At 71.3% G+C, this 23,044-nt stretch carries 21 protein-coding genes; 18 read left to right on the forward strand and 3 right to left on the reverse strand.

The annotated features are described in order from the left end of the window. Positions 1 to 96: 96 nt before the first annotated feature. From Acor_RS05200 to bldD, 3 genes are all read right to left on the reverse strand, one after another. Positions 97 to 1,329, reverse strand: coding sequence for an arginine deiminase (locus Acor_RS05200; RefSeq protein WP_155335381.1), 1,233 nt, complete (start codon positions 1,327 to 1,329; stop codon positions 97 to 99). A 94-nt stretch (positions 1,330 to 1,423) separates the two neighbouring features. Further along, positions 1,424 to 1,639 (reverse strand): DUF3040 domain-containing protein, encoded by a 216-nt coding sequence (locus Acor_RS05205; protein WP_155335382.1) that lies wholly within the window; start codon positions 1,637 to 1,639, stop codon positions 1,424 to 1,426. A gap of 141 nt (positions 1,640 to 1,780) precedes the next feature. Beyond that, the gene (gene bldD / locus Acor_RS05210) at positions 1,781 to 2,275 is read right to left on the reverse strand and encodes a transcriptional regulator BldD (protein ID WP_155335383.1); all 495 of its coding nucleotides are present in this window, start codon (positions 2,273 to 2,275) and stop codon (positions 1,781 to 1,783) included. 377 nt (positions 2,276 to 2,652) lie between these two features. Here bldD and pyrR point away from each other — a divergent pair, with 377 nt between their 5' ends. The 18 genes from pyrR to def all read left to right on the forward strand — a co-directional run bounded on the left by pyrR (position 2,653) and on the right by def (position 23,036). Further along, complete coding sequence (gene pyrR, locus Acor_RS05215) at positions 2,653 to 3,231, forward strand: bifunctional pyr operon transcriptional regulator/uracil phosphoribosyltransferase PyrR (protein WP_155335384.1); 579 nt, start codon at positions 2,653 to 2,655, stop codon at positions 3,229 to 3,231. After that, positions 3,228 to 4,154 carry an aspartate carbamoyltransferase catalytic subunit gene (locus Acor_RS05220; RefSeq protein ID WP_155335385.1) on the forward strand — a complete coding sequence of 309 codons (927 nt, stop codon included), beginning with the start codon at positions 3,228 to 3,230 and terminating at the stop codon, positions 4,152 to 4,154. The genes pyrR and Acor_RS05220 overlap by 4 nt, the downstream gene beginning before the upstream one ends. Next, the gene (locus Acor_RS05225) at positions 4,151 to 5,437 is read left to right on the forward strand and encodes a dihydroorotase (RefSeq protein WP_155335386.1); all 1,287 of its coding nucleotides are present in this window, start codon (positions 4,151 to 4,153) and stop codon (positions 5,435 to 5,437) included. The genes Acor_RS05220 and Acor_RS05225 overlap by 4 nt, the downstream gene beginning before the upstream one ends. Beyond that, positions 5,434 to 6,540 carry a glutamine-hydrolyzing carbamoyl-phosphate synthase small subunit gene (carA, locus tag Acor_RS05230; protein ID WP_155335387.1) on the forward strand — a complete coding sequence of 369 codons (1,107 nt, stop codon included), beginning with the start codon at positions 5,434 to 5,436 and terminating at the stop codon, positions 6,538 to 6,540. Before Acor_RS05225 ends, carA begins: the two co-directional genes overlap by 4 nt. Beyond that, the gene (carB, locus tag Acor_RS05235; RefSeq protein ID WP_155335388.1) at positions 6,533 to 9,811 is read left to right on the forward strand and encodes a carbamoyl-phosphate synthase large subunit; all 3,279 of its coding nucleotides are present in this window, start codon (positions 6,533 to 6,535) and stop codon (positions 9,809 to 9,811) included. The genes carA and carB overlap by 8 nt, the downstream gene beginning before the upstream one ends. Positions 9,812 to 9,826: 15 nt before the next feature. Further along, entirely contained in the window at positions 9,827 to 10,687 is an 861-nt protein-coding gene (locus Acor_RS05240) for a dihydroorotate dehydrogenase electron transfer subunit (protein ID WP_155335389.1), read from the forward strand. Further along, positions 10,677 to 11,636: a dihydroorotate dehydrogenase gene (locus tag Acor_RS05245; protein WP_246238436.1), complete on the forward strand. Its 960-nt coding sequence runs from the start codon at positions 10,677 to 10,679 to the stop codon at positions 11,634 to 11,636. Before Acor_RS05240 ends, Acor_RS05245 begins: the two co-directional genes overlap by 11 nt. After that, positions 11,633 to 12,337, forward strand: a complete 705-nt coding sequence (gene pyrF, locus Acor_RS05250) for an orotidine-5'-phosphate decarboxylase (protein ID WP_155335390.1) — start codon at positions 11,633 to 11,635, stop codon at positions 12,335 to 12,337. Before Acor_RS05245 ends, pyrF begins: the two co-directional genes overlap by 4 nt. Positions 12,338 to 12,534: 197 nt before the next feature. Then, positions 12,535 to 12,858 carry an integration host factor, actinobacterial type gene (gene mihF, locus Acor_RS05255; protein WP_155335391.1) on the forward strand — a complete coding sequence of 108 codons (324 nt, stop codon included), beginning with the start codon at positions 12,535 to 12,537 and terminating at the stop codon, positions 12,856 to 12,858. A gap of 164 nt (positions 12,859 to 13,022) precedes the next feature. Beyond that, positions 13,023 to 13,583 (forward strand): guanylate kinase, encoded by a 561-nt coding sequence (gene gmk / locus Acor_RS05260; protein WP_155335392.1) that lies wholly within the window; start codon positions 13,023 to 13,025, stop codon positions 13,581 to 13,583. 16 nt (positions 13,584 to 13,599) lie between these two features. Continuing rightward, a complete protein-coding gene (gene rpoZ / locus Acor_RS05265) occupies positions 13,600 to 13,863 on the forward strand; it encodes a DNA-directed RNA polymerase subunit omega (RefSeq protein WP_155335393.1) in 264 nt (87 codons plus the stop codon). A gap of 234 nt (positions 13,864 to 14,097) precedes the next feature. Then, complete coding sequence (gene coaBC / locus Acor_RS05270; RefSeq protein ID WP_155335394.1) at positions 14,098 to 15,309, forward strand: bifunctional phosphopantothenoylcysteine decarboxylase/phosphopantothenate--cysteine ligase CoaBC; 1,212 nt, start codon at positions 14,098 to 14,100, stop codon at positions 15,307 to 15,309. Between the two features lie 193 nt (positions 15,310 to 15,502). Beyond that, entirely contained in the window at positions 15,503 to 15,871 is a 369-nt protein-coding gene (locus Acor_RS05275) for a hypothetical protein (protein ID WP_155335395.1), read from the forward strand. A gap of 91 nt (positions 15,872 to 15,962) precedes the next feature. Further along, entirely contained in the window at positions 15,963 to 17,150 is a 1,188-nt protein-coding gene (metK, locus tag Acor_RS05280) for a methionine adenosyltransferase (protein ID WP_155335396.1), read from the forward strand. Positions 17,151 to 17,314: 164 nt separating this feature from the next. Next, the gene (locus Acor_RS05285; RefSeq protein ID WP_155335397.1) at positions 17,315 to 19,378 is read left to right on the forward strand and encodes a primosomal protein N'; all 2,064 of its coding nucleotides are present in this window, start codon (positions 17,315 to 17,317) and stop codon (positions 19,376 to 19,378) included. 85 nt (positions 19,379 to 19,463) lie between these two features. Next, positions 19,464 to 21,152 carry a hypothetical protein gene (locus tag Acor_RS05290; protein ID WP_155335398.1) on the forward strand — a complete coding sequence of 563 codons (1,689 nt, stop codon included), beginning with the start codon at positions 19,464 to 19,466 and terminating at the stop codon, positions 21,150 to 21,152. 23 nt (positions 21,153 to 21,175) lie between these two features. Further along, positions 21,176 to 22,429 carry a hypothetical protein gene (locus Acor_RS05295; protein WP_246238437.1) on the forward strand — a complete coding sequence of 418 codons (1,254 nt, stop codon included), beginning with the start codon at positions 21,176 to 21,178 and terminating at the stop codon, positions 22,427 to 22,429. Between the two features lie 58 nt (positions 22,430 to 22,487). Next, complete coding sequence (gene def / locus Acor_RS05300; RefSeq protein ID WP_155335399.1) at positions 22,488 to 23,036, forward strand: peptide deformylase; 549 nt, start codon at positions 22,488 to 22,490, stop codon at positions 23,034 to 23,036. Positions 23,037 to 23,044: the final 8 nt, after the last annotated feature.

Raw genomic sequence — 23,044 nt, forward strand, 5'->3', positions numbered from 1 at the left:
ATCCTGGGCGCCGAACATCCCGACACGCTCAACGCCCGGAGCAACCTCGCCCACTGGACCCGGCTCGGCGAAGAACGGGATCCGAAGAGTAGCTCCCTAGATCCCGTCCCGCTCAAGGGGGCAGCTCATGCAGCGGGGGCCGCCGCGGCCCCGGCCGAGCTCACTGCCCCGGATGGTGATGACCTCGACGCCACGGGCCCGCAGGTAGTTGTTGGTCGTGGTGTTCCGCTCGTACGCGACGACCACCCCGGGCGCGACGGCCAGCACGTTGCAGCCGTCGTCCCACTGCTCCCGCTCGGCCGCGTGCACGTCCTGCACGGCGGTGAGCACGGTGATGTCGTCCAGGTCGAGCGCCCGCGCGATCGCCAGGTGCATGTCCTCGGCCGGGTGGTCGGTGACCTTCAGCTCCTTGTCGGTGTCGCCGGGCTCGATCGTGTACGACGGCAGCATGCCCAGCCCGGCGTACTTGGTGAAGACCCCCACGTCCACGTTGGTGAGCACCGTGTCCAGGTGCATGAACGCCCGCGTCTTCGGCAGGTTCAGCGCCACGATCCGGTGTGCGGAGCCGGCCCGGAACAGCCGCTGGGCGAGCATCTCGACCGCCTGCGGCTGGGTCCGCTCGCTCATCCCGACCAGGACCGCGCCGCGCCCGAGGACCAGGACGTCGCCGCCCTCGATGGTGGCGGGGGCCATCGGGGTGCCCTCGTTCCAGATCCGGAACGCGGTGCCGTACCCCGCCGCGAACATTGGATGGTACTTGTAGATCGCCTCCATGTTGACCGTTTCGCGGCGGCGGGCCTTCTTCCGCATCGCGTTGATCGAGACGCCGTCGTAGATCCAGCACGAGGTGTCCCGGGTGAACAGGTGGTTGGGCAGCGGCGGCAGGACGAAGTCGTCGGGGCCGAGGGTGTGGAAGGCCAGCGACTTGGGGTCGCACCCTAATTCCATGATCTCGCGCTTGGTGATGCCGCCGGTCAGGTACGGCGCGAGCGCCTCCGCGTCGAGCGCGTCCAGCGCGTTCCTGACGGCGTCGGTGGCCAGCGGCCCGAACCAGCGCTCGTCGATGCTGCGGTCCAGGATGTGCTTCTTGGCCTCGGGCAGCACGATCGTCTCGCGGAGCAGGTCGAGCAGCATGACGAGGGTGATGCCGCGATCCCGCAGCACCTGCTGGAACTCCCGGTGCTCCTCCATGGCGCGCTGCACCCACAGCACGTCGTCGAAGAGGAGTTCGTCCATGTTGCTGGGCGTGAGGCGCTTGAGTGACAGGTCCGGCATGTGCAGCAGGACCTGGCGCAGCCGGCCCACCTCGGAGCCAACGTGAAAGGCCATGATCCCCCCGCTCGCACGTGCGACAAAAGGTGACGTGCCCGGCACAAGGGGTGATAAACCGCAGCGACCAGTGAGCCCTAAGGCGGGATATTTCCTACTTCGGGGCGGTGATTGCGTAGAGGAGCGCGCAGCCGGCCACGATCACGGCCAGGGCGACGACCGGCCAGGCCTGCGGCCGGGTCGGGAGCATCTCGGCGTGCACGACGCCGGTGCCGTGGCTGGACAGGCGGCTGGCCAGAGCCGGATCCTCGGCGCGTACACGGCGAGCGATGTCATCGAGCACACGGCGCTCGCGTGTGGACAGCCCCATGTCTGCTTCCTCCCGCTAAATCTGCTTGAAGGAAGTTTTATCGCTCTTTGCCCTATTTTTCCAAGATGTTGTGGGTAGATCTTCGGCGGTTCCCCTCCGGCGGCCAGGCCGCCGGAGGAAACGGAGCCGCGGAAACAGGACTCAGAACGACTCGACCGCCCGGCGGGCCTCGGCGTCCAGCACACCCCAGCTGATGAACTCCTCGGTCAGCTCGGCCGGCGACTTGTCGTAGATCACGGCAAGCGAACGCAGGTCCTCCTGGCGGATGCTCAGCACCTTGCCGTTGTAGTCGCCGCGCTGCGACTGGATCGTCGCGGCGTAGCGGGCCAGCGGGCCGGCCTTGTCCTTCGGCAACTGGGAGAGCCGCTCCAGGTCGATGACCAGCTTCGGAGTCGGCAACAGCGGGGAGGGAGCGGCGCCCCCGGGCAGCAGCTCCGAGACGGGCACCCCGTAGAAGTCCGCCAGCTCGGCCAGCTTCTGCACCGTGACCGCACGATCCCCACGCTCGTACGATCCGACGACGACGGCCTTCCATCGCCCCCGGGACTTCTCTTCGACCCCATGCAAGGACAGACCTTGTTGGGTGCGGATGGCGCGGAGTCGCGCGCCCAGCGACTTGGCGTAGTCAGACGGCATCGTATGGCCCCCGGCTTTCTATGTCTGTTCTTAGGTTGATTGTGCGTCCTTGTACCGAATGCACTAACCACCGGGGCTGTACCTGGGGGCAGGCACCTTCGGTGACCACTGCGTCGGGTTTTACCCAGGAAGGTCGCGAGTTGTGGTTACGGACAGTGACGGTAAAGCCGTGACCGGGAAAGGTCAAGTCGATTGGGAAAAGATGGCCAAACAGTGCTCTCCCCGACAACCGAGCCATACTCGGGTTTCGGGCGGGGGCGGTTCGATGCCTGCTGGGGGGTATCGTCCCTGGCCAACGGCGGGGGCCTGGTAGTGTTCTAACGCCTGACACCCTTTTAAGACCCGTCCTGTGAGGCGGGAAAGGCGGTGATTTTTTCATGTCAGATGCCCAAAATCCCCCCGTTTCCGGCGGGGATCTGGCGCGAGCTGTCCTGGAAGGCCCCGACATCCACCGGGCCCTGACCCGGATCGCGCACGAGATCCTGGAGCGCACCAAGGGCGCGGAAAGCGTCGTCCTGGTGGGCATCCCCACCCGCGGCGCGACCCTGGCCCGGCGGCTCGCCGAACGGGTGGCCCGCTTCGAGGGCCGCAAGGTGCCCGTGGGGGCCGTCGACATCACGATGTACCGCGACGATCTCCGGCTCCGCCCCGCCCGGCCGCTCGGCCACACCGAACTGCCGCCCGGCGGCATCGACGACCGGATCGTGGTCCTGGTGGACGACGTGCTGTTCTCCGGCCGTACCGTGCGGGCCGCCCTGGACGCGCTGAACGACCTCGGCCGCCCCCGCGCCGTCCAGCTGGCCACCCTGGTCGACCGCGGCCACCGCGAACTGCCCATCAGGGCCGACTACGTCGGCAAGAACCTGCCCACCGCGAAGAGCGAGAAGGTCAAGGTCTACCTGGAGGAGACCGACGGCCGCGACGCCGTCGTGCTGGTCAGGGAGGGAGCGCGGTGAAGCACCTGATCTCCGCGGGCGACCTCGGCCGCGACGACGCGCTGCTCATCCTGGACACCGCCGAGGAGCTGGCCCGGGTCTCCGAGCGCTCCATCAAGAAGCTGCCGACGCTGCGCGGCCGCACCGTGGTGAACCTGTTCTTCGAGGACTCCACCCGCACCCGCATCTCGTTCGAGGCGGCGGCCAAGCGCCTCTCCGCCGACGTGATCAACTTCTCCGCGAAGGGGTCCAGCGTCTCCAAGGGCGAGTCGCTCAAGGACACCGCGCTCACCCTGGAGGCGATGGGCGCCGACGCCGTGGTGATCAGGCACGGCGCCTCCGGAGCCCCGCACCGCCTCGCCAACTGGGTGCGCGGCAGCGTGGTCAACGCCGGCGACGGCACCCACGAGCACCCCACCCAGGCCCTGCTGGACGCCTTCAGCATGCGCCGCAGGCTGGGCCGCCTGGAGGGCCTCAAGGTGGCCGTGGTCGGCGACATCCTGCACAGCAGGGTGGCCAGGTCCAACGTGCTCCTGCTGTCCGCCCTGGGCGCCGAGGTCACCCTGGTCGCCCCGCCCACCCTCCTCCCTGTCGCCGTGGAGAACTGGCCCTGCCAGGTCTCCTACGACCTGGACAGCGTGCTGCCCAAGTCCGACGTGGTGATGATGCTCCGCGTCCAGCTGGAACGCCAGAACGCCGCGTTCTTCCCGTCCGCCCGCGAGTACAGCCGCCGCTACGGCCTGGACCGCGACCGGGTCGCCAAACTGCACGACGACGCCATCGTCATGCACCCGGGACCGATGAACCGTGGCATGGAGATCTCCGCCGAGGTCGCCGACTCGCCGCGCTCGACCATCGTGGAACAGGTCGCCAACGGGGTGACGGTCCGGATGGCCGTGCTGTACCTGCTGCTCGGCGGCGCGATCGGGGGAGACGTTCAGTGATCATCAGAAACGCCCGCATCCTCGGCGGCGACCCCGTCGACCTGCGGATCGAGAACGGCCTGATCGCCGAGATCGGCCCCGGGCTCGGCGGCGTCACGGCGTTCGACGCCGACGGACTGCTCGCCCTGCCCGGCCTGGTCGACCTCCACACCCACCTGCGCGAGCCCGGCCGGGAGGACGCGGAGACGGTCGAGACCGGCACCCAGGCCGCCGCCCGCGGCGGCTACACCGCCGTGCACGCGATGGCCAACACCTCCCCGGTGGCCGACACCGCCGGCGTGGTCGAGCAGGTCTGGCGGCTCGGCCAGGAGTACGGCCACTGCGACGTGCAGCCGATCGGCGCGGTCACCAGCGGCCTGGACGGCCGCCAGCTGGCCGAGCTGGGCGCGATGGCCGACTCGGCGGCCCGGGTCCGGGTCTTCTCCGACGACGGCAAGTGCGTCTCCGACGCGGTGCTGATGCGCCGGGCGCTGGAGTACGTGAAGGCGTTCGACGGCGTCGTCGCCCAGCACGCCCAGGAGCCCAGGCTCACCGAGGGCGCCCAGCTGAACGAGGGCGAGGTGTCCGGGCGGCTCGGCCTGGCCGGCTGGCCTGCGGTGGCCGAGGAGGCGATCATCGCCAGGGACTGCCTGCTGGCCGCGCACGTCGGCTCCCGGCTGCACGTCTGCCATGTCTCCACGGCCGGCTCGGTGGAGATCATCCGCTGGGCCAAGTCGAAGGGCTGGGACGTCACCGCCGAGGTCACCCCGCACCACCTGCTGCTCACCGACTCGTGCGCGGAGCACTCGCCGGTCGGGCCGTACAACCCGATCTACAAGGTGAACCCGCCGCTGCGCACCCGGGAGGACGTCAGGGCGCTGCGCGAGGCACTGGCCGACGGCACCATCGACTGCGTGGCCACCGACCACGCGCCGCACCCGGTCGAGGACAAGGAGACCGAGTGGGCCGCGGCCGCGATGGGCATGATCGGCCTGGAGACGGCGTTGAGCGCGGTGCAGGAGGCCATGGTGGAGACCGGCCTGCTCGACTGGGCGGCGGTGGCCGACCGGATGTCGGCCAGGCCCGCGCGGATCGGGCGGCTGGCCGGGCACGGGCAGCCGGTCGAGGTCGGCTCCGCCGCCAACCTCACGCTGTACGACCCGTCGGCCCGCGCCCTGGTGGATCCGGGCGCGATGGCGTCCAAGAGCAGAAACACCCCGTACGAGGGGATGACGCTGCCCGGACGGGTGGTGGCGACCTTCCTGCGGGGCAGGCCGACCGTTCTGGAAGGGAAACTCGTATGAGTCCAGCGCTCCTGGTCCTGGAAGACGGCCGCGTCTTCGAGGGCGCCCCCTACGGAGCCGTGGGCGAGACGTTCGGGGAGATGGTCTTCAACACCGGCATGACCGGCTACCAGGAGACCCTCACCGACCCGTCCTACCACCGGCAGATCGTCGCGATGACCGCGCCGCACATCGGCAACACCGGCGTCAACGAGGAGGACCCCGAGTCCGGCCGGGTCTGGGTGGCCGGCTACGTGGTCCGCGAACCGGCCAGGGTGGCCAGCAACTGGCGTTCGACCAAGTCCCTGGACGAGTACCTGCGGGAGCAGGGCGTGGTCGGGATCGCCGTGCGCGGCACCCGGGCGCTCACCCGCCACCTGCGTGAACGCGGCGCGATGCGGGCCGGGGTGTTCTCCGGGGACGCGCTCGCGCCGGTCGCCGAACTGGTGGACCGGGTCCGGCGCTCGCCGGCCATGCTCGGCGCCGACCTGGCCGCCGAGGTGTCGACGCGGGAGCCCTACGTGGTGCCCGCCATCGGCGCGAAGCGGTTCACCGTGGCCGCCGTGGATCTGGGCATCAAGTCGATGACGCCGCACCGGATGGCCGAGCGGGGCTGCGAGGTGCACGTGCTGCCCGCGACCGCGACGGCCGCCGACATCCTCGCCGTCGAGCCCGACGGCGTGTTCTTCTCCAACGGGCCCGGCGACCCGGCCACGGCCGACGGCGCGGTGGCCGCGCTGCGCGGCGTGCTGGACGCGGGCAAGCCGTTCTTCGGCATCTGCTTCGGCAACCAGATTCTCGGGCGGGCGCTGGGGCTCGGCACGTACAAGCTCAGGTACGGGCATCGCGGGGTCAACCAGCCGGTCCAGGACCGCCGTACCGGCAAGGTGGAGATCTCCGCGCACAACCACGGCTTCGCCGTGCAGGCTCCGCTGGACGGGCCGTTCGACACGCCGTACGGGCGGGCCGAGGTGAGCCACGTCAACCTCAACGACGGCTGCGTCGAAGGGCTGCGGCTGCTCGACTATCCGGCGTTCAGCGTGCAGTACCACCCCGAGGCCGCCGCGGGGCCGCACGACGCCGCCTACCTGTTCGACGAATTCTGTGAGGTCATGGGTGCCTAAGCGGACGGATATCGAGTCGATCATGGTAATCGGCTCCGGGCCGATCGTGATCGGGCAGGCCTGCGAGTTCGACTACTCGGGCACCCAGGCGTGCCGGGTGCTGCGGGCCGAGGGCTTCCGGGTGATCCTGGTCAACAGCAACCCGGCGACGATCATGACGGATCCGGAGTTCGCCGACGCGACCTACGTGGAGCCGATCACCCCCGACATCATCGAGCTGATCATCGCCAAGGAGCGCCCGGACGCGCTGCTGCCCACCCTGGGCGGCCAGACCGCGCTCAACGCGGCCGTCGCGCTGCACGAGTCGGGCGTGCTGGCCAAGTACGACGTCGAGCTGATCGGCGCCAACTTCGACGCCATCCAGGCGGGCGAGAACCGGCAGCTGTTCAAGCAGATCGTGGCCAAGGTGGCGGACGAGCGCGGCCTGAACGCCGAGTCGGCGCGCAGCGTGATCTGCCACACCATGGCCGACTGCCTGGGCGCGGCCGGCGAGCTCGGCTACCCGCTGGTGGTGCGGCCCTCCTTCACCATGGGCGGCGTCGGCTCCGGTTTCGCCCACGACGAGGCCGAGCTGCGCCGGATCGCGGGCGCGGGCCTGGACGCGTCGCCGACCACCGAGGTGCTCCTGGAGGAGTCCATCCTCGGCTGGAAGGAGTACGAGCTGGAGGTCATGCGGGACCGGCACGACAACGTGGTCATCGTCTGCTCGATCGAGAACGTGGACCCGATGGGCGTGCACACCGGCGACAGCGTGACCGTCGCCCCGGCCCTGACGCTGACCGACCGCGAGTACCAGAACATGCGGGACGTGGCCATCGCGGTCATCCGCGAGGTGGGGGTGGACACCGGGGGCTGCAACATCCAGTTCGCGGTCGACCCGGCCACCGGCCGCATGATCGTCATCGAGATGAACCCCCGGGTGTCCCGGTCGAGCGCGCTGGCGTCCAAGGCGACGGGCTTCCCGATCGCGAAGATCGCGGCGAAGCTGGCGATCGGGTACACGCTGGACGAGATCCCGAACGACATCACCAAGGAGACCCCCGCGTCGTTCGAGCCTTCGCTCGACTACGTGGTCGTCAAGGTGCCTCGGTTCGCGTTCGAGAAGTTCGCCGGGGCCGATCAGACGCTGACCACGCACATGAAGTCGGTCGGCGAGGCGATGGCGATCGGTCGTTCGTTCCCTGAAGCCCTCCAGAAGGCGCTCAGATCGCTGGAGAAGAAGGGATCCTCGTTCAGCTGGGCAGGAGACCCCGGCGAGAAGCAGGAGCTCCTGGCGGCCTGCCGGACCCCGCACGACGGGCGGCTGCGCACGATGCAGCAGGCCATCAGGGCCGGCGCGACGGTCGAGGAGCTGTTCGAGGCGACTTCGATCGACCCGTGGTTCCTGGACCAGCTGATGCTGATCCACGAGATCGCCACGGGGATCACCGAACTCGACGAGCCCACCCTGCTGCGGGCCAAGGAGCACGGGTTCAGCGACGCGCAGATCGCCGAGATCGCCGGCATCGACGAGGTCCGGGTCCGCGACCTGCGGCACGCGCTCGGGCTGCGGCCGGTCTACCACACGGTCGACACCTGCGCGGCGGAGTTCGAGGCGCGCACGCCGTACCTGTACTCGACCTACGACGAGGAGACCGAGGTCCCGGCGGGGGACCGGCCCAAGGTCATCATCCTGGGCAGCGGGCCGAACCGGATCGGGCAGGGCATCGAGTTCGACTACGCGTGCGTGCACGCCTCCTTCGAGCTCAGCCGGGCCGGGTTCGAGACCGTCATGGTCAACTGCAACCCGGAGACGGTCTCCACCGACTACGACACCTCCGACCGGCTCTACTTCGAGCCGCTCACCCTGGAGGACGTGCTGGAGGTGGTCCACGCCGAACTGCGGACCGGGCCGGTGGCCGGGGTCATCGTGCAGCTTGGCGGGCAGACCCCGCTCGGGCTCGCGCAGGCGCTCAAGGACGCGGGCGTGCCCGTGGTCGGCACCTCGCCGGAATCCATCCACCTGGCCGAGGAGCGCGGCGCGTTCGGCCGGGTGCTGGCCGAGGCCGGGCTGCCCGCGCCCCGGCACGGCACCGCGCTCAGCGTCGCCGAGGCCCGCGAGATCGCCGAGGAGATCGGCTATCCGGTGCTGGTCCGGCCGTCGTACGTGCTGGGCGGGGCCGGCATGGCCATCGTGTACGACGAGGAGACCCTGGCCACCTACATGGCCAAGGCCGCCACCGACCACCCGGTGCTGATCGACAAGTTCCTGGACGACGCCATCGAGATCGACGTGGACGCGCTCTACGACGGGACCGAACTCTACCTGGGCGGCGTCATGGAGCACATCGAGGAGGCCGGGATCCACTCCGGCGACTCGGCCTGCGCGCTGCCGCCGATCACCCTCGGCGGGCACGACATCAAGCGGATCAGGACGGCCACCGAGGCCATCGCCCGCGGCGTCGGCGTGCGCGGCCTGCTCAACGTGCAGTACGCGATGGCCGCCAACGTGCTCTACGTGCTGGAGGCCAACCCGCGGGCCAGCCGTACCGTGCCGTTCGTGTCCAAGGCGACCGCGGTGCCGCTGGCCAAGGCGGCGGCCCGGATCATGATGGGCGCCACCGTCGCGGAACTGCGCGCCGAGGGCATGCTGCCGGCCGAAGGGGACGGCGGCACCCTGCCGCTGGACGCGCCGATCGCGGTCAAGGAGGCGGTGCTGCCGTTCGACCGGTTCCGCGGCGTGGACATCGTGCTCGGGCCGGAGATGCGCTCCACCGGCGAGGTGATGGGCATCGACGAGTTCTTCGGCACCGCGTACGCGAAATCCCAGGCCGCCGCGTACGGCGGGCTGCCCACCACCGGGCGGGCCTTCGTGTCCGTGGCGAACAAGGACAAACGCGCCATGATCTTCCCGGTCAAGGCGCTCGCCGACCTCGGGTTCGAGATCCTGGCCACGGAGGGTACGGCGGAGGTGCTGCGCCGTAACGGCGTCCATGCCAAGATCGTGCGAAAGCAGAGCGACGGCGCGGGTCCGGGAGGTGAGCCGACGATCGTGCGGCGCATCCTGGACGGCGAGGTTGATCTCATCGTGAACACCCCGTTCGGCAGCCCCGGCCAGTCCGGGCCGCGGCTGGACGGCTACGAGATCCGCACCGCCGCCGTGCTGCGCGGCATCGCCTGCATCACCACCGTGCAGGGGCTGGCGGCCGCCGTACAGGGCATCCAGCACATCCTCCGGGGGGACGTTGGCGTACGGTCGCTGCAGGAACACGCGCGGCGGCTGCGAGGCTGATCCGAGGAGTTACGAGTGGCCGGGACGCCGGTGCAGGTGACGGGCACGGTGCTGACGACGCGCCGGGTCGACGCGTACCACGCGCTGACCGTGGTCGCGCCGGCCATCGCCGACCGTTTCCGCCCCGGCCACTTCGTCACCCTCGCGGTCGGCGGCCCGCAGACCTCGATGCTGACCAGGCGCGCGTTCGCGGTGCACGACGTGAAGCCCGACTACGGCGGCACGGTGGAGTTCGTCTTCGCCGTGCGCGGCCCGGGCACGGCCTGGCTGGCCGAGCGCAAGGCGCGCGACGCGCTGGACCTGGTCGGCCCGCTCGGCCGCCCTTTCCCGCTCCCGCGCGACCCGGCCAGCTGCCTGCTGGTCGGCGCCGAGTACGGCTCCGCCCCGCTGTTCGCCCTGGCCGACGCGCTCCAGCAGCGCAACTGCCGGGTCGACTTCGTGCTCGGCGCGGCCAGCTCCGACCGGGTGTTCGGCGCGCTGCGGGCCCGCCGGATGGGCGAGACCACCACGCTGACCACCCAGGACGGCTCGCTCGGCATGCGCGGCTCGGTCGTCGACGTGCTGGCCGCGGTGATCGCCGACACCCGGGCCGACGTGGTCTACGCGTGCGGCCCGATGCCGATGCTGCGCGGCGTCACCGCGGTCTGCGTGGAGTACGGCATCCCGGTCCAGGTGTCGGTCGAGGAGGCCATGGCCTGCGGGATCGGCGTCTGCATGACCTGCGTGGTGCCGGTCATCGACGACGACGGGACGACCCAGATGGTCCGGGTCTGCACCGAAGGCCCGGTCTTCCGGGGGGAGCGGGTCCGGTTCGACGACGTTGGCACGATCCCGTTCGACGCGCTCGGCGCGCCGGGAGGCGACCGTGGCCGTTGACATGCGCGCGTACCTCGCGCACGTCGAGCTGCCCAACCCGATCCTGGCGGCCGCCGGCTGCGCCGGGACCGGCCGGGAGCTGGCGCCGTTCGCGGACGTGACCCGGCTCGGGGCGCTGACCACCCGGTCCATCACGATGGCCCCCAGAGCGGGCCGTCCGACCCCCAGAATGGCCGAGACGCCCTCCGGCATGCTGAACGCCGTCGGGCTGCAGGGGCCGGGCGTGGAGGTCTTCCTGGCCCGCGAGCTGCCCTGGCTGGCCGAGCGCGGCGCCAGGACCGTGGTCTCCATCGGCGGCGGCAGTGTGGCCGAGTACGCCGCGCTGGCCCGGCGCCTCGCCGACGCGCCCGGCGTCACCGCCGTCGAGATCAACCTGTCCTGCCCGAACGTGGAGGACCGCGGCCGGGTGTTCGCCAGGGACGGCGGCGCGGCGGCCGAGGTGGTCGCCTCGGTGCGCGCCGCGATGCGCTACGACGTGCCGGTGGTGGCCAAGCTCGCCCCCGACGTGGCCGACGTGGTCGCCATCGCCCGCGCCTGCGTGGACAGCGGCGCCGACGCGCTCGCCATGATCAACACGCCGATCGGGATGAGCATCGACGTGGACACCATGCGACCGGCGCTCGCCGCCGGCACCGGCGGCCTGTCCGGGCCCGCCATCCGGCCGCTGGCGGTCCGCTGCGTCTGGCAGGTGCACGCGGCGCTGCCCGGGGTACCCCTGATCGGCATGGGCGGCGTCACGTCCGGCCGGGACGCCCTTGAGCTGGTCCTGGCGGGCGCCTGCGCGGTCGCCGTGGGCACCACCCTGTTCCATGACCCGTACGCCTGCCCGCGCATCCTGCGGGAGCTGGAGGAGCTCCTGGCCGAGCGCGGCTTCGACCGGCTGGCCGACGCCGTCGGCCTGGCCCACCGCCCCGCCCATCGTAACGATCTTGAGGAGAGCCCGCTGTGACGCCCGCACCCATCGCCGTCGCCCTGGACGCACCCAACCTGGACACGGCGGCCCGCTGGGCGAGCCTGGTCACCCCGCACGTCTCGACCGTCAAAGTCGGCCTCGAACTCTACCTGCGGTACGGCCCTGACGTGATCGCCACCGTCCGCGGCGCCAGCGGCGTCCGGATCTTCCTGGACCTGAAGCTGCACGACATCCCGAACACCGTCGCCGGGGCCGCCCGCGCGGTGGCCCGGCTCAAGCCCGCCATCCTCACCGTGCACGCCACCGGCGGCGCGGCGATGATCGCGGCGGCGGTCGAGGCCGCGCCGCAGACCCAGATCGCCGCCGTCACCCTGCTCACCTCGCTGTCGGAGGCCGACCTCGCCCGGGTGGGCATCGAGGGGCCCGCCGGGGACGCGGTCCGGCGGCTCGCCGCGCTCGCGGTCGGCGCGGGGGCGCAGGCGCTCGTCTGCTCACCCCGCGAGGTCGCCGCGGTGCGCGCCGAGGTCGGGCCCGGCGTCACGCTGATCACCCCGGGGGTCCGCCCGGCCGGAGCCGACACCCAGGATCAGGCAAGAGTAGCGACTCCGGAGGCCGCCATGGCCGACGGAGCCGACCTGCTCGTGATCGGACGCCCGATCACGGGTTCGCCGGACCCCGGCGCGGCCGCCGCCGGGATCGCCGCCGCGCTGCGCAGGACGGCCCTTTCCCGGCCCTGACCCGTTCATCGGGCGGCACCCGCTTCCGTAGCAGATAGGGCCGTTTTCGTAGACAGTCAGTTAGATATCGATTACGCAGAGTAGTTTATTGGACTTTGTGGCCACAGAAATAGGTCTTGACGTTGCCGGATGGGGCAAAGACCAGCTACTTTCCCATCCCGTCCGAGTACATCGACAGAAATTCGAGGTGACCCGGCGTGGCTCTTCCTCCCCTGACCCCCGAGCAGCGCGCCGCAGCACTTGAGAAGGCTGCCAAGGCCCGCAAGGAGCGTGCTGAGGTCAAGAACCGGCTCAAGCATGGCGCGGTATCTCTGGCCGAGGTGCTGAAGGATGGGCAGACCGACGACGTCATCGGCAAGATGAAGGTCTCGGCTCTGCTGGAGTCGCTCCCTGGCGTGGGCAAGGTCCGCGCCAAGCAGCTGATGGAACGTCTTGGTATCGCCGAGTCCCGCCGCGTGCGGGGCCTCGGCGCGAACCAGCGCGCCTCCCTGGAGCGCGAGTTCGGCGGCGCCGAAGGCTAGGCGTACGCTGTCGGTCATCCTGCGGGCTTGCGAACCCTCAGGGTGACCGGACCGCGCGACACGGGGGGCATTGAGTGACCGGCTCGTCCTGGCCTGAAGGCATTGAGGCGCAGGCCCACAAGGCCGCCGCATCCAGCGGGCCCGGGACACGTTACGGTGACTCCATGCCTCAAACCCGCCTGACGGTCCTCTCCGGACCGTCCGGTGTGGGCAAGTCCACGGTCGTCGCCGAGCTCCGGCGGGCACACCCGCAGGTGTGGCTGTCGGTCTCGGTGACCACCAGGAAGCCCCGCCCCGGCGAGACCCACGGCGTCGAGTACTTCTTCGCCGGCGACGCCGAGTTCGACCGCATGATCGCCTCAGGCGAGCTGCTGGAATGGGCGGAGTTCGCGGGCAACCGCTACGGCACGCCCCGCGACGCCGTGATGGCGCGGATCGCCACCGGCACCCCCACGCTGCTGGAGATCGACCTCCAGGGCGCGCGCCAGGTCCGGGCCAGTATGCCAGAGGCCCTGCTGGTGTTCCTGGCTCCCCCGTCCTGGGAGGAGCTCGAACGCCGCCTGCGCGGGCGCGGCACCGAACCCGCCGACGTCATCGCCTGCCGCCTCGAAGCCGGCCTGGTCGAACTCGCCGCCGAGAAGGAGTTCGACGTGACCCTGGTCAACACATCCGTCCAGGACGTGTGCGAAGCACTGATAGCCTTGTTGGTTGAAGCTGACAACTAGCTAGGGGAATCACGACGTGACCACCAGCGCGGCCTACTCCGAAGGCATCACCAACCCGTCGATCGACGCGCTCCTCGACGTGGTCGACAGCAAGTACAGCCTGGTGATCATGGGCGCCAAGCGGGCCCGCCAGATCAACGCGTACTACTCCCAGCTCGGCGAGGGCCTGCTCGAATACGTCGGCCCCCTGGTCGAGACCCACGCCCAGGAGAAGCCGCTCTCCATCGCCCTCCGCGAGGTAAGCGAGGGCCTGCTGACCTCCGAGCCCATCGAAGGCTGACTGAGAAATCGCCGCGCCTCCGGCGCGGCGGGCTTGTGGTGTTTATGGCCGATCCCTCGGATCGGCGGGCTTGGCCGCTGGGGAGCCTGTGTCTTCCCTCGTCACTCCGGGCCGCATCGCGACCCTGCGTTCCTCAGTCCAGACACAGGCGCGGCCAAGCCGGGACATACGACTTATGGTGCGGCGGTTGCCGGTGAGGGCCGGAGCTAGCGATCCAATGGGCGGGTGGGTGGGATGAAACCCCGTGTCGTTCTTGGGGTTGGCGGCGGGATTGCCGCTTACAAGGCCTGTGAGCTGTTGCGGTTGTTCACCGAGTCGGGGCATGACGTGCAGGTTGTGCCGACTCGGGATGCTTTGAAGTTCGTGGGGGAAGCCACCTGGGCGGCGCTTTCGGGGAAGGCCGTCAGTGCCGAGGTCTGGGATGCGGTGGAAGAGGTGCCGCATGTGCGGATCGGGCAGCTTGCCGATCTGGTGGTGGTGGCGCCCGCCACGGCGGATCTGATGGCGCGGGCGGCTCATGGGCTGGCCAATGATCTGCTGACGAATACGCTGCTGACCGCGCGGTGTCCGGTGGTGTTCGCGCCGGCGATGCATACCGAGATGTGGGAGCACGCGGCGACGCGGGCCAATGTGGCGACGCTGCGGGAGCGCGGGGTGGTCGTGGTGGAGCCCGCGGTGGGGCGGTTGACGGGGGCCGACACCGGTCGGGGGCGGTTGCCGGAGCCGGCCGAGATCTTCGCGGTCTGCCGGGGGATTCTGCGGAAGCCGGGGGCCGGGCTGGCCGGGCGGCGGGTGGTGGTGTCGGCCGGGGGGACTCGGGAGGCCATCGATCCGGTGCGGTTCATCGGGAACCGGTCGTCGGGGTTGCAGGGGTACGCGCTGGCGCGGGCCGCGGTCGCACGGGGCGCCGAGGTCACGCTGGTGGCGGCCAACGTCGGGCTGGCGGATCCGGCGGGGGCGCGGGTGGTCCGGGTCGAGTCGGCGATCCAGCTGCGGGAGGCCGTGCTGGCGGCGGCCGAGGACGCGGATGTGGTCGTGATGGCGGCGGCGGTGGCGGACTTCCGGCCGGTACGGCAGGCGACGACGAAGATCAAGAAAACGTCGGACGACCCCGAGCCCATCTATCTCGTGAAAAATCCGGACATCCTTGCGGAGCTGGGGGAGGTCCGGCGGGAGCGGCGGCAGGGCGGCAAGCCGTACCCGGACGTGCTCGTCGGCTTCGCGGCCGAGACCGACGACGTGCTCGCCAACGGCCAGGCCAAACTCGCCCGGAAGGGCTGTGACCTGCTGGTCGTCAATCAGGTCGGGGAGAATCTGGCATTCGGCACGCCCGACAACGCCGCTACCGTTCTGATCGCGGACGGTGACCCGGTCGAGATCCCGCGCGGGCCAAAAGAGGATCTGGCGGGCATAGTGTGGGATCTGGTAGCGACACGCCTGGTGTAACCACGGCCTAGTCGGGACAAACAGGGATTAGGCCCAGTCCGGACGCACCCGGCTCCGCTCCGGACGGGCCGCGCGCGACGCTGGATTCGCCGAGGCGGACACCGCCGCCCGGGTGATTCCAGGTGATCCCAAGTGATTCAATGCCGACCCCGGGCAAAGCGAACAGCAGAGGGCACGCGAAGGAGCGAAAGCCATGCCGGTGACCGCCGCTATCCGAGCGCGCTGCCGGGCACTGCTTCCCATCGGGGAAGACCTCCGATACGTCTTCCCGGCCCAGTCGGTGAGCGCCCCCGGCGTGGCCGGATTTCTGATCGTCGTCACCGACCGCTCCATCACCGTCCTGGCCACCAAGATGTTCGACCGCTCAGAACCCGCCTCCGTGTGGGCGGTCCACCCGCGCAGGACCAGGCTGGGCCCGATCGAATTCGCCGGCGGCCCCACCATCGAATTCGGCGGAATGGTGTTCGAAGTGGACGAGGAATATGTCGCCGTGGTCGGGGCAGCGGACGCGGAGGCGTTCGCTCCCGGAGATCTTCCGCGCGATCCCCTTCCTGACTTGTAGATTTGAGACAGTTTCGCGACGCCAAGCCCCGTAGGGCTACACTCGGCGGAGCCAATTTAGACGCCAGCAGCCGCTGCATAGGAGCCACGAGTTGTCCCGTCGCCTGTTCACCTCCGAGTCGGTAACCGAGGGTCACCCCGACAAGATCGCCGACCAGATCAGTGACGCGATTCTCGACGCCATGCTCAAGGACGACCCCAAGAGCCGCGTCGCCGTCGAGACGATGATCACTACCGGTCAGGTCCACGTCGCGGGCGAGGTGACGACCGAGACCTATGTCGACATCCCCGGCGTCATCCGCGAGAAGATCCTGGAAATCGGATACGACGCCTCGCACAAGGGCTTCGACGGCGCCTCCTGCGGCGTCTCGGTGTCCATCGGCGCCCAGTCGCCCGACATCGCCCAGGGCGTCGACGACGCGTACGAGGCCCGCGAGGGCGAGACGGCCGACGAGCTCGACCGCCAGGGCGCCGGCGACCAGGGCCTCATGTTCGGCTACGCCTGCCGCGACACCCCCGAACTGATGCCGCTGCCGATCATGCTCGCGCACCGGATGGCCAAGCGCCTGTCCGAGGTCCGCAAGAACGGCACCGTGCCCTACCTGCGCCCCGACGGCAAGACCCAGGTCACCATCGAGTACGACGGCGACCGCCCGGTCCGCCTCGACACGGTCGTGGTCTCCACCCAGCACGCTCCCGAGATCGACCTCAAGGAGATGCTGACCCCGGACATCCGCGAGCACGTGGTCGAGCCGATCCTGGCCGACCTGGAGCTGGACGTGGAGGGTTACCGGCTGCTGGTCAACCCGACCGGGCGGTTCGAGATCGGCGGCCCGATGGGCGACGCCGGCCTGACCGGCCGCAAGATCATCGTGGACACCTACGGCGGCATGGCCCGGCACGGCGGCGGCGCCTTCTCCGGCAAGGACCCGTCCAAGGTGGACCGCTCCGCGGCGTATGCGATGCGCTGGGTGGCCAAGAACATCGTGGCCGCCGGTCTGGCCGACCGGGCCGAGGTCCAGGTGGCGTACGCGATCGGCAAGGCTCAGCCGGTCGGCGTCTTCGTGGAGACCTTCGGCACCGAGAAGGTGGACGTGGAGAAGATCCAGGACGCCGTGCTCCAGGTCTTCGACCTGCGCCCGGCCGCGATCATCCGCGACCTGGACCTGCTCCGCCCGATCTACCAGGAGACCGCCGCGTACGGTCACTTCGGCCGCGAGGGCCTCTCCTGGGAGTCGACCGACCGCGCCGACGCGCTCCGCCAGGCCGCCGGTTTGTAACCCCGTTCCGTACATGCGACGACGGCGTCCAGCGCGAGTTGGGCGCCGTCTTCGTGTTCTGGTTCAATGAGAAAGGCGTGATCTGGACGGCCGCGGCGGAGAGTTGGCTGGTCGGCGGCATGCGGCGGGGCATGGGATGGTTTTCTCGTTGATAGGACGAGGGTGTGACTGAGTCCCGGGGGGTTTCGCAGGAGGCGCTGATCGCGCTTCCCGAGAAGCGCACGAGCCCCGCGAAAGGTGTTCCCGAGCCGGCGGGCGTGGATCCGGTCGCCCGGATCCTGGTGGATTCGCCGCTGCCGCACCTGGACCGGCCGTTCGACTACCTGGTTCCGGCCTCGATGCACGAGGACGCGGTGCCCGGGTGCCGGGTGCGGGTGCGGTTCGCCGGGAAGCTCACCGACGGGTTCCTGCTGGAGCGGGCCGCGGGGAGCGAGCACGAGGGCGCGCTGCTGTTCCTGGACCGGGTGGTGTCGCCGGAGGCGGTGCTGACGCCGGGGATCGCCGCCCTCGCCCGCGCGGTGGCCGACCGTTACGCCGGGACCATGTCGGACGTGCTCCGCCTGGCCATCCCGCCCAGGCACGCCAAGGTCGAGGCCGAGCCGCCCGCCGAGGTGGCCGTGCCGGCGCCGCCGCGCCAGGAGAAGGCGTGGGCGCCGTACCCGATCGGCGAATCGTTCCTCACCGCGCTGCGCGAAGGCCGCGCCCCGAGAGCCATCTGGTGCGCGGTGCCGGGCACCGACGACGCGGGCCCGGCCTGGCCCGCCGCCGTCGCCGAGGCGATGCGGGCGACGCTGGCGGGCGGCCGGGGCGCGCTGGTGGTGCTGCCCGACGGCAAGGACGTGGCGCTGCTCGATCGGGCGCTCACCGGCGAGACCCGCAAGCGCGGCACCTCCGACGGGACCGCGACCGCGCATGTCGCCCTCACCGCCGACCTGGGCCCGGCGGAGCGGTACCGGCGCTGGCTGCGGGTGCTGCGCGGCCAGACGCGCGCGGTCATCGGCACCAGGGCGCAGTCCTTCGCGCCGGTGCGCGACCTCGGCCTGGCCGTCATCTGGGACGACGGCGACGACCTGCACGCCGACCCGCACGCGCCGTACCCGCACGCCAGGGAGATCCTCGCGCTGCGCGCGCACCACGCCGAGGCGGGCATGCTGATCGGCGGGTACGCGATGACCGCCGAGGCCGCCCAGCTGATCGCGACCGGCTGGGCCAAACCCCTGGTCGCCGACCGGGAGACGGTCCGGGCGCGGGCCCCCCGGGTGCGCCCGGCGGGCGAGGACGCCGAACTGGCCAGGGACCAGGCCGCGCGGGCCGCCCGGCTGCCCAGCCTGGCCTGGCGGGCGCTCAGACAGGGCCTGGAGCACGGGCCCGTGCTCGTTCAGGTGCCGCGCCGGGGGTACCTGCCGGCGCTCGCCTGCCAGCAGTGCCGCGCCCCGGCCCGGTGTACCGCGGTGACGTCCTCCGGGCCGTGCTCGGGGCCGCTGGCGCTGCGCGGGGGGCACGCGATGCCGTACTGCCGCTGGTGCGGGCGGATCGCGGGGGAGTGGCGCTGCCCCGCGTGCGGCGGCGCGCGGGTCCGGGCCAGCGTGGTCGGCTCCCGGCGCACCGCCGAGGAACTCGGCCGGGCGTTCGCCTCGGTCCGGGTGACCACCTCGGGCCGGGACGGCGTGCAGGCCACGGTCGGCTCCGCGCCCGCCCTGGTGGTGGCCACCCCCGGCGCGGAACCGGTGGCCGACGGGGGCTACGCGGCGGCCGTGCTGCTGGACGGCTGGGCCCTGCTCGGCCGCCCCGACCTGCGCGCCGGCGAGGAGACGCTGCGCCGCTGGCTGAACGCGGCCGCCCTGGTCCGGCCGGGCGCCGAGGTGGTCGTCCTGGCCGACGCCGGGGTGTCCGTCGTGCAGGCCCTGCTGCGCTGGGACCCGGCCACCCACGCCGAACGCGAACTGGCCGACCGGGCCGAACTCGGCTTCCCGCCGGCCACCCGGATGGCCACCCTCACCGGCGCGCCCGCCGCCGTCCGCGAGATGCTCGGCGCCCTCGCCCTGCCCCCGCGCGCCGACGTGCTCGGCCCGGTCCCGGTCGAGGCGGGCCAGGAGCGCGCCATGATCCGCGTCCCCCGCGCGGGCGGTTCGGAGCTGGCCCGGGTGCTCAAGGGCGCCGAGGGCGTGCGCTCGGCGCGCAAGGCCGACCTGGTAAGGGTCCAGGTCGACCCGCTCGACCTGATCTGACGGATCGCGCACCCCACCCGCCCCACCCCACGCAGGAGGTTCGCGCCGATTCGCGATGCGGTCAGTAACCCGTTAGCGTCTCCCTGTGTCGATCGAATGGGTGAACCGAGCCATCGACGGTCTCCGCGTCTGGGGGAAAGAGAAGGGCGTCGAGGTCGACGTCGACGAGGTGCGGTTGCTGTGTGACTACGCCAGCGACTACCTCGAGGTGAACGAGCTCGGCGACTTCAAGCCGGGCACGTTCGAGGAGCTCCTGCTGGAGATCTACCCGCGCAAGGTGATCGCCCCGCCGGAGACCGCCCCCGAGACCGTGGCCGCCGCCAGGACGCTGATCGAGTTCCTGGTCGAGACCGGCGAGATCGCCACCAAGGTGGCCGCCCGGATGCGCGCCACCATCGACAGGATCGGCCCCGAGATGCCCGCCGCCCTCGCCGACACCAGTAAGTACGGCATGGCCAAGAGCATCTTCAGCGCCATCGGCGCCGACTCGCTGGAACTCGGCGACCCGCTCCCGGTGCAGGGCGCGACCGCCGAGGCGGTCAAGGACACCGCCACCCTGGACGAGGACTGCGACTGCCCCGGCTGCGCCCCCCTGCCGCCGGTCCGCCTGCCCGCCGTCGCCGACGTGGTGGCCGCCGCCCGCCAGGTGCCGCTGCTCCGCGACGCGCACACGGTGGCCGGCTGGCTGGCCGACCACGACCGCACCACCACGACCCGCCGCGCGCTGCGGGTCAAGGACGCCAAGCAGATCAACCGGGAGCTGGGCGTGGCCAAGCCCGCCCTGGCCTGGCGGCTGGCCCTGGAACTCGGCCTGGCCGACCTGACCGGCATCACGGTGGTCAAGGAGACCGGCTTCAGGTCGCTGGCAGAACGCGCCGCCGAGGAGGTGCTGGACCTGTGGGTCGGCACCGTGGAGTTCCTCGGCGAGGAGGGCCGCGACGTCACCGGCGAGGCCCTGGTGGACGACGCCATCTACTCCATCCACGACCTGCTCTACCGGCTGCAGGAGCCGGTCCCGTTCGACCAGGTCGGCGACTACCTGCGCGAGGTGGGCGACGGCGGCCTGGTCGAGGACCTGCCGGCCGCGCTGGCGGCCCTGTCCTACGCGGGGACGGTCCGGCTCACCCCCGGCGGGCTCGCGCTCACCGACCACGGCCTGTGGGGCCTGCGCGAGATGTACGACGAGCTCGGCCTGGACGCCCCCGTCGCCCCCGACCTGGCCGCCGGTGACGCCGGCGCGCTGATCTCCGGGCTGCTGCACGAGTGGTTCCCCGACGAGGCCGCCGAGCGGGACGTGGTGCGCTGGCTGGCCGCCCGCACCCCGGCCGAGGCCGCCGCCGAGCTGCTGTCCGCCGTCGCCGGGGCGCCCGCCCAGGTCCGCGGCGTCGCGGTGACGATCGTGGACCGGCTGAACCACGCCGCCGAGCCGGCCGTCCGCGGCCATCTGGGCGATCCTGAGCTGCGGCCGCACGCGATCCACTGGCTCTCCTCCCGGGGCCTGGACGCGCCGCCGCTGTCCGAGGCCGAGATGCTCTGGGTGACCGTGGACATGCTCGCGCTGGCCCTGCCGGCCGCCGAGGCCGAGCCGGAGCGGTTCGCCGAGAACATGGGCGCGTCCGGGCCGCCGCCCGAGGTGATCGAGGATCTGTGGCGGGTGGAGCACCCCGATCTGGTCGAGGTGCTCGAACTGCTGGGCCAGACGCTGCCGGACGAGATGGCCGCGAAAGCCGCCAGGAAGGCGGCCTTCAAGGCTCGTTCGCGGGGCATCAGGTAACTCCTGTGGAGTAAGTTGCAGAGATGCCTGGTTCTGGGATCCTCGACAACGACGTGCTCACATTCCCGCCGGTCGAGCTGGCGCTCGACGACGAGCTTGCGGCCATCGTGCTCGCGGTGCCCCTGGTGCGCGACGCCCACCGGCTCGCCGCCTGGACCGGCGCCCGTGCCGTCACCGAGGCCGGACTGCCGACCGAGACCGACTCCGCCGCGGCCGCCGGGGCGCTGGGCGTGCCGCCGTCGCGGCTGGGCCTGCTCTGGGTGGTCGCGGTGAACGGCCGCCTGATCGAGATCACCAAGGAGGTGGCCAGGCCGGGCCCCGGGTTCACCGACCCGATGGAGTTCTGGGACGGCGTCGTGATGGACGTGCTGGACCGCACCGACGACCAGCTCGGCGCCGGGCTGACCGGCTCCGCGGTGATCGACGAGCACCTGACCGAGATCCTGGCCACCATGTACTCGGTCCGGGACGGCATGGCCTTCACCGCGCTGGCCTCCGGCATCCTGCAGGCGCACGAGGTCGGCTGCGAGGCCCGCCCGGCCGAACTGCGGCGGCTGCGCCTGTCCCTCCCCGCCGAGCTGTCCGGCGCGATGGAGCTGCTCCGCTACTGCGGCCTGATCGAGATCGCCCGCGACGAGCTCGCCGGGGACCTGGTCCGGCTCACCCCGCCGGGCGTCTGGGCGGTCCGCCGCGACCTGCTCCGCGAGGGCCACGACGCGCCCTCGCTGCGCGAGGTCGCCGGGCTGGCCGAGCTGAGCGCGGGCGAACTGGTGGACGCACTGCTGGCGGGCCGCGCCTCGGCCAGCGCGGCCACCCTCTGGCTGGAGCGGCGGGCCCCCGAGGAGGCCGCCAGGGACCTGATCAAGATCGCCGCGTCCGGCAACGCCGCCCAGCGCGGCACCGCCGGCACCATCCTGGAGGAGCTCGGCCCTGAGGCCGCCCCCGCCGTCCGGGAGGCCCTGGACGAGCCGATGATGTGGCGGTACGCGGCGGCCTGGCTGGGCGTCCGGGACCTGGAGGCCCCGGCGCTCGGCGGCGGGGACGGCGCCTGGGTGGCGGTGGACACGCTGGCCGCGCTGCTCTACCTGAACACCCGCCTGGACTCGGCCGCCAAACTGGACATCCTCGGCGAGGATTTACTGAGCCTGGTCCCCGAGATGGGCGCCGCCGACCACCCTGACACGCTGGCCGTGCTGGAACTCCTCGGCAAGCACCACCCGGACGTGGTGGTGGCCAAGGCCGCGCGCAAGACCGCGATGAAGGCCCGGTCGCGCTGACCGGCCGCCTCCCGGCTGGCCGTAAACTGGGGTGATCCCTAGCATGAGGAGCCCGCTGGTGGCCATTCAGCCGATCCGCCTGTTCGGCGACCCCGTCCTGCGCACGCCCGCGGAGCCGGTGGTGGACTTCGACAAGGAGCTGCGCAAGCTCGTCAAGGACCTCACCGACACGATGATGGACGCGCCGGGCGCGGGCTTGGCGGCTCCGCAGATCGGCGTCGGCCTCCAGGTGTTCACGTACTACATCGACGAACAGCTCGGCCACCTGATCAACCCGGACCTGGACCTCTCGGCCGATCTGGACGAGGAGGGCGAGGAGGGCTGCCTGTCCTTCCCCGGCCTGAGCTTTCCGACGCCACGGGCGATCACGGCCGTGGCCAAGGGTTTCACCATGTACGGTGAGCCTGTCACGATCGAGGGCACCGATCTGATGGCCCGCTGCTTCCAGCACGAGACCGACCACCTCAACGGGGTGCTGTTCATCGACCGCATGGACGTCAAGCAGCGCAAGCTCGCCATGAAGGCGATCCGCGAGGCGGAGTGGAGCGGCATGTCGGCCCCGGTCGTCAAACTGTCGCCGCATGCCACCCAGGGCCGGGCCATCTAGTAGCACGT

Origin of the sequence: Acrocarpospora corrugata, from assembly GCF_009687845.1 — a bacterium.
Taxonomy (GTDB): domain Bacteria; phylum Actinomycetota; class Actinomycetes; order Streptosporangiales; family Streptosporangiaceae; genus Acrocarpospora; species Acrocarpospora corrugata.

What these genes read in the sequence shown, in the direction of transcription:
- Acor_RS05205 (WP_155335382.1), bottom strand. Translation starts at nt 1,639, where the DNA reads ATGGGGCTGTCCACACGCGAGCGCCGTGTGCTCGATGACATCGCTCGC.
- Acor_RS05275 (WP_155335395.1), top strand. Translation starts at nt 15,503, where the DNA reads ATGCCGGTGACCGCCGCTATCCGAGCGCGCTGCCGGGCACTGCTTCCC.
- gmk (WP_155335392.1), top strand. Translation starts at nt 13,023, where the DNA reads ATGCCTCAAACCCGCCTGACGGTCCTCTCCGGACCGTCCGGTGTGGGC.
- coaBC (WP_155335394.1), top strand. Translation starts at nt 14,098, where the DNA reads ATGAAACCCCGTGTCGTTCTTGGGGTTGGCGGCGGGATTGCCGCTTAC.
- bldD (WP_155335383.1), bottom strand. Translation starts at nt 2,275, where the DNA reads ATGCCGTCTGACTACGCCAAGTCGCTGGGCGCGCGACTCCGCGCCATC.
- Acor_RS05200 (WP_155335381.1), bottom strand. Translation starts at nt 1,329, where the DNA reads ATGGCCTTTCACGTTGGCTCCGAGGTGGGCCGGCTGCGCCAGGTCCTG.
- pyrR (WP_155335384.1), top strand. Translation starts at nt 2,653, where the DNA reads ATGTCAGATGCCCAAAATCCCCCCGTTTCCGGCGGGGATCTGGCGCGA.
- carA (WP_155335387.1), top strand. Translation starts at nt 5,434, where the DNA reads ATGAGTCCAGCGCTCCTGGTCCTGGAAGACGGCCGCGTCTTCGAGGGC.
- Acor_RS05295 (WP_246238437.1), top strand. Translation starts at nt 21,176, where the DNA reads ATGCCTGGTTCTGGGATCCTCGACAACGACGTGCTCACATTCCCGCCG.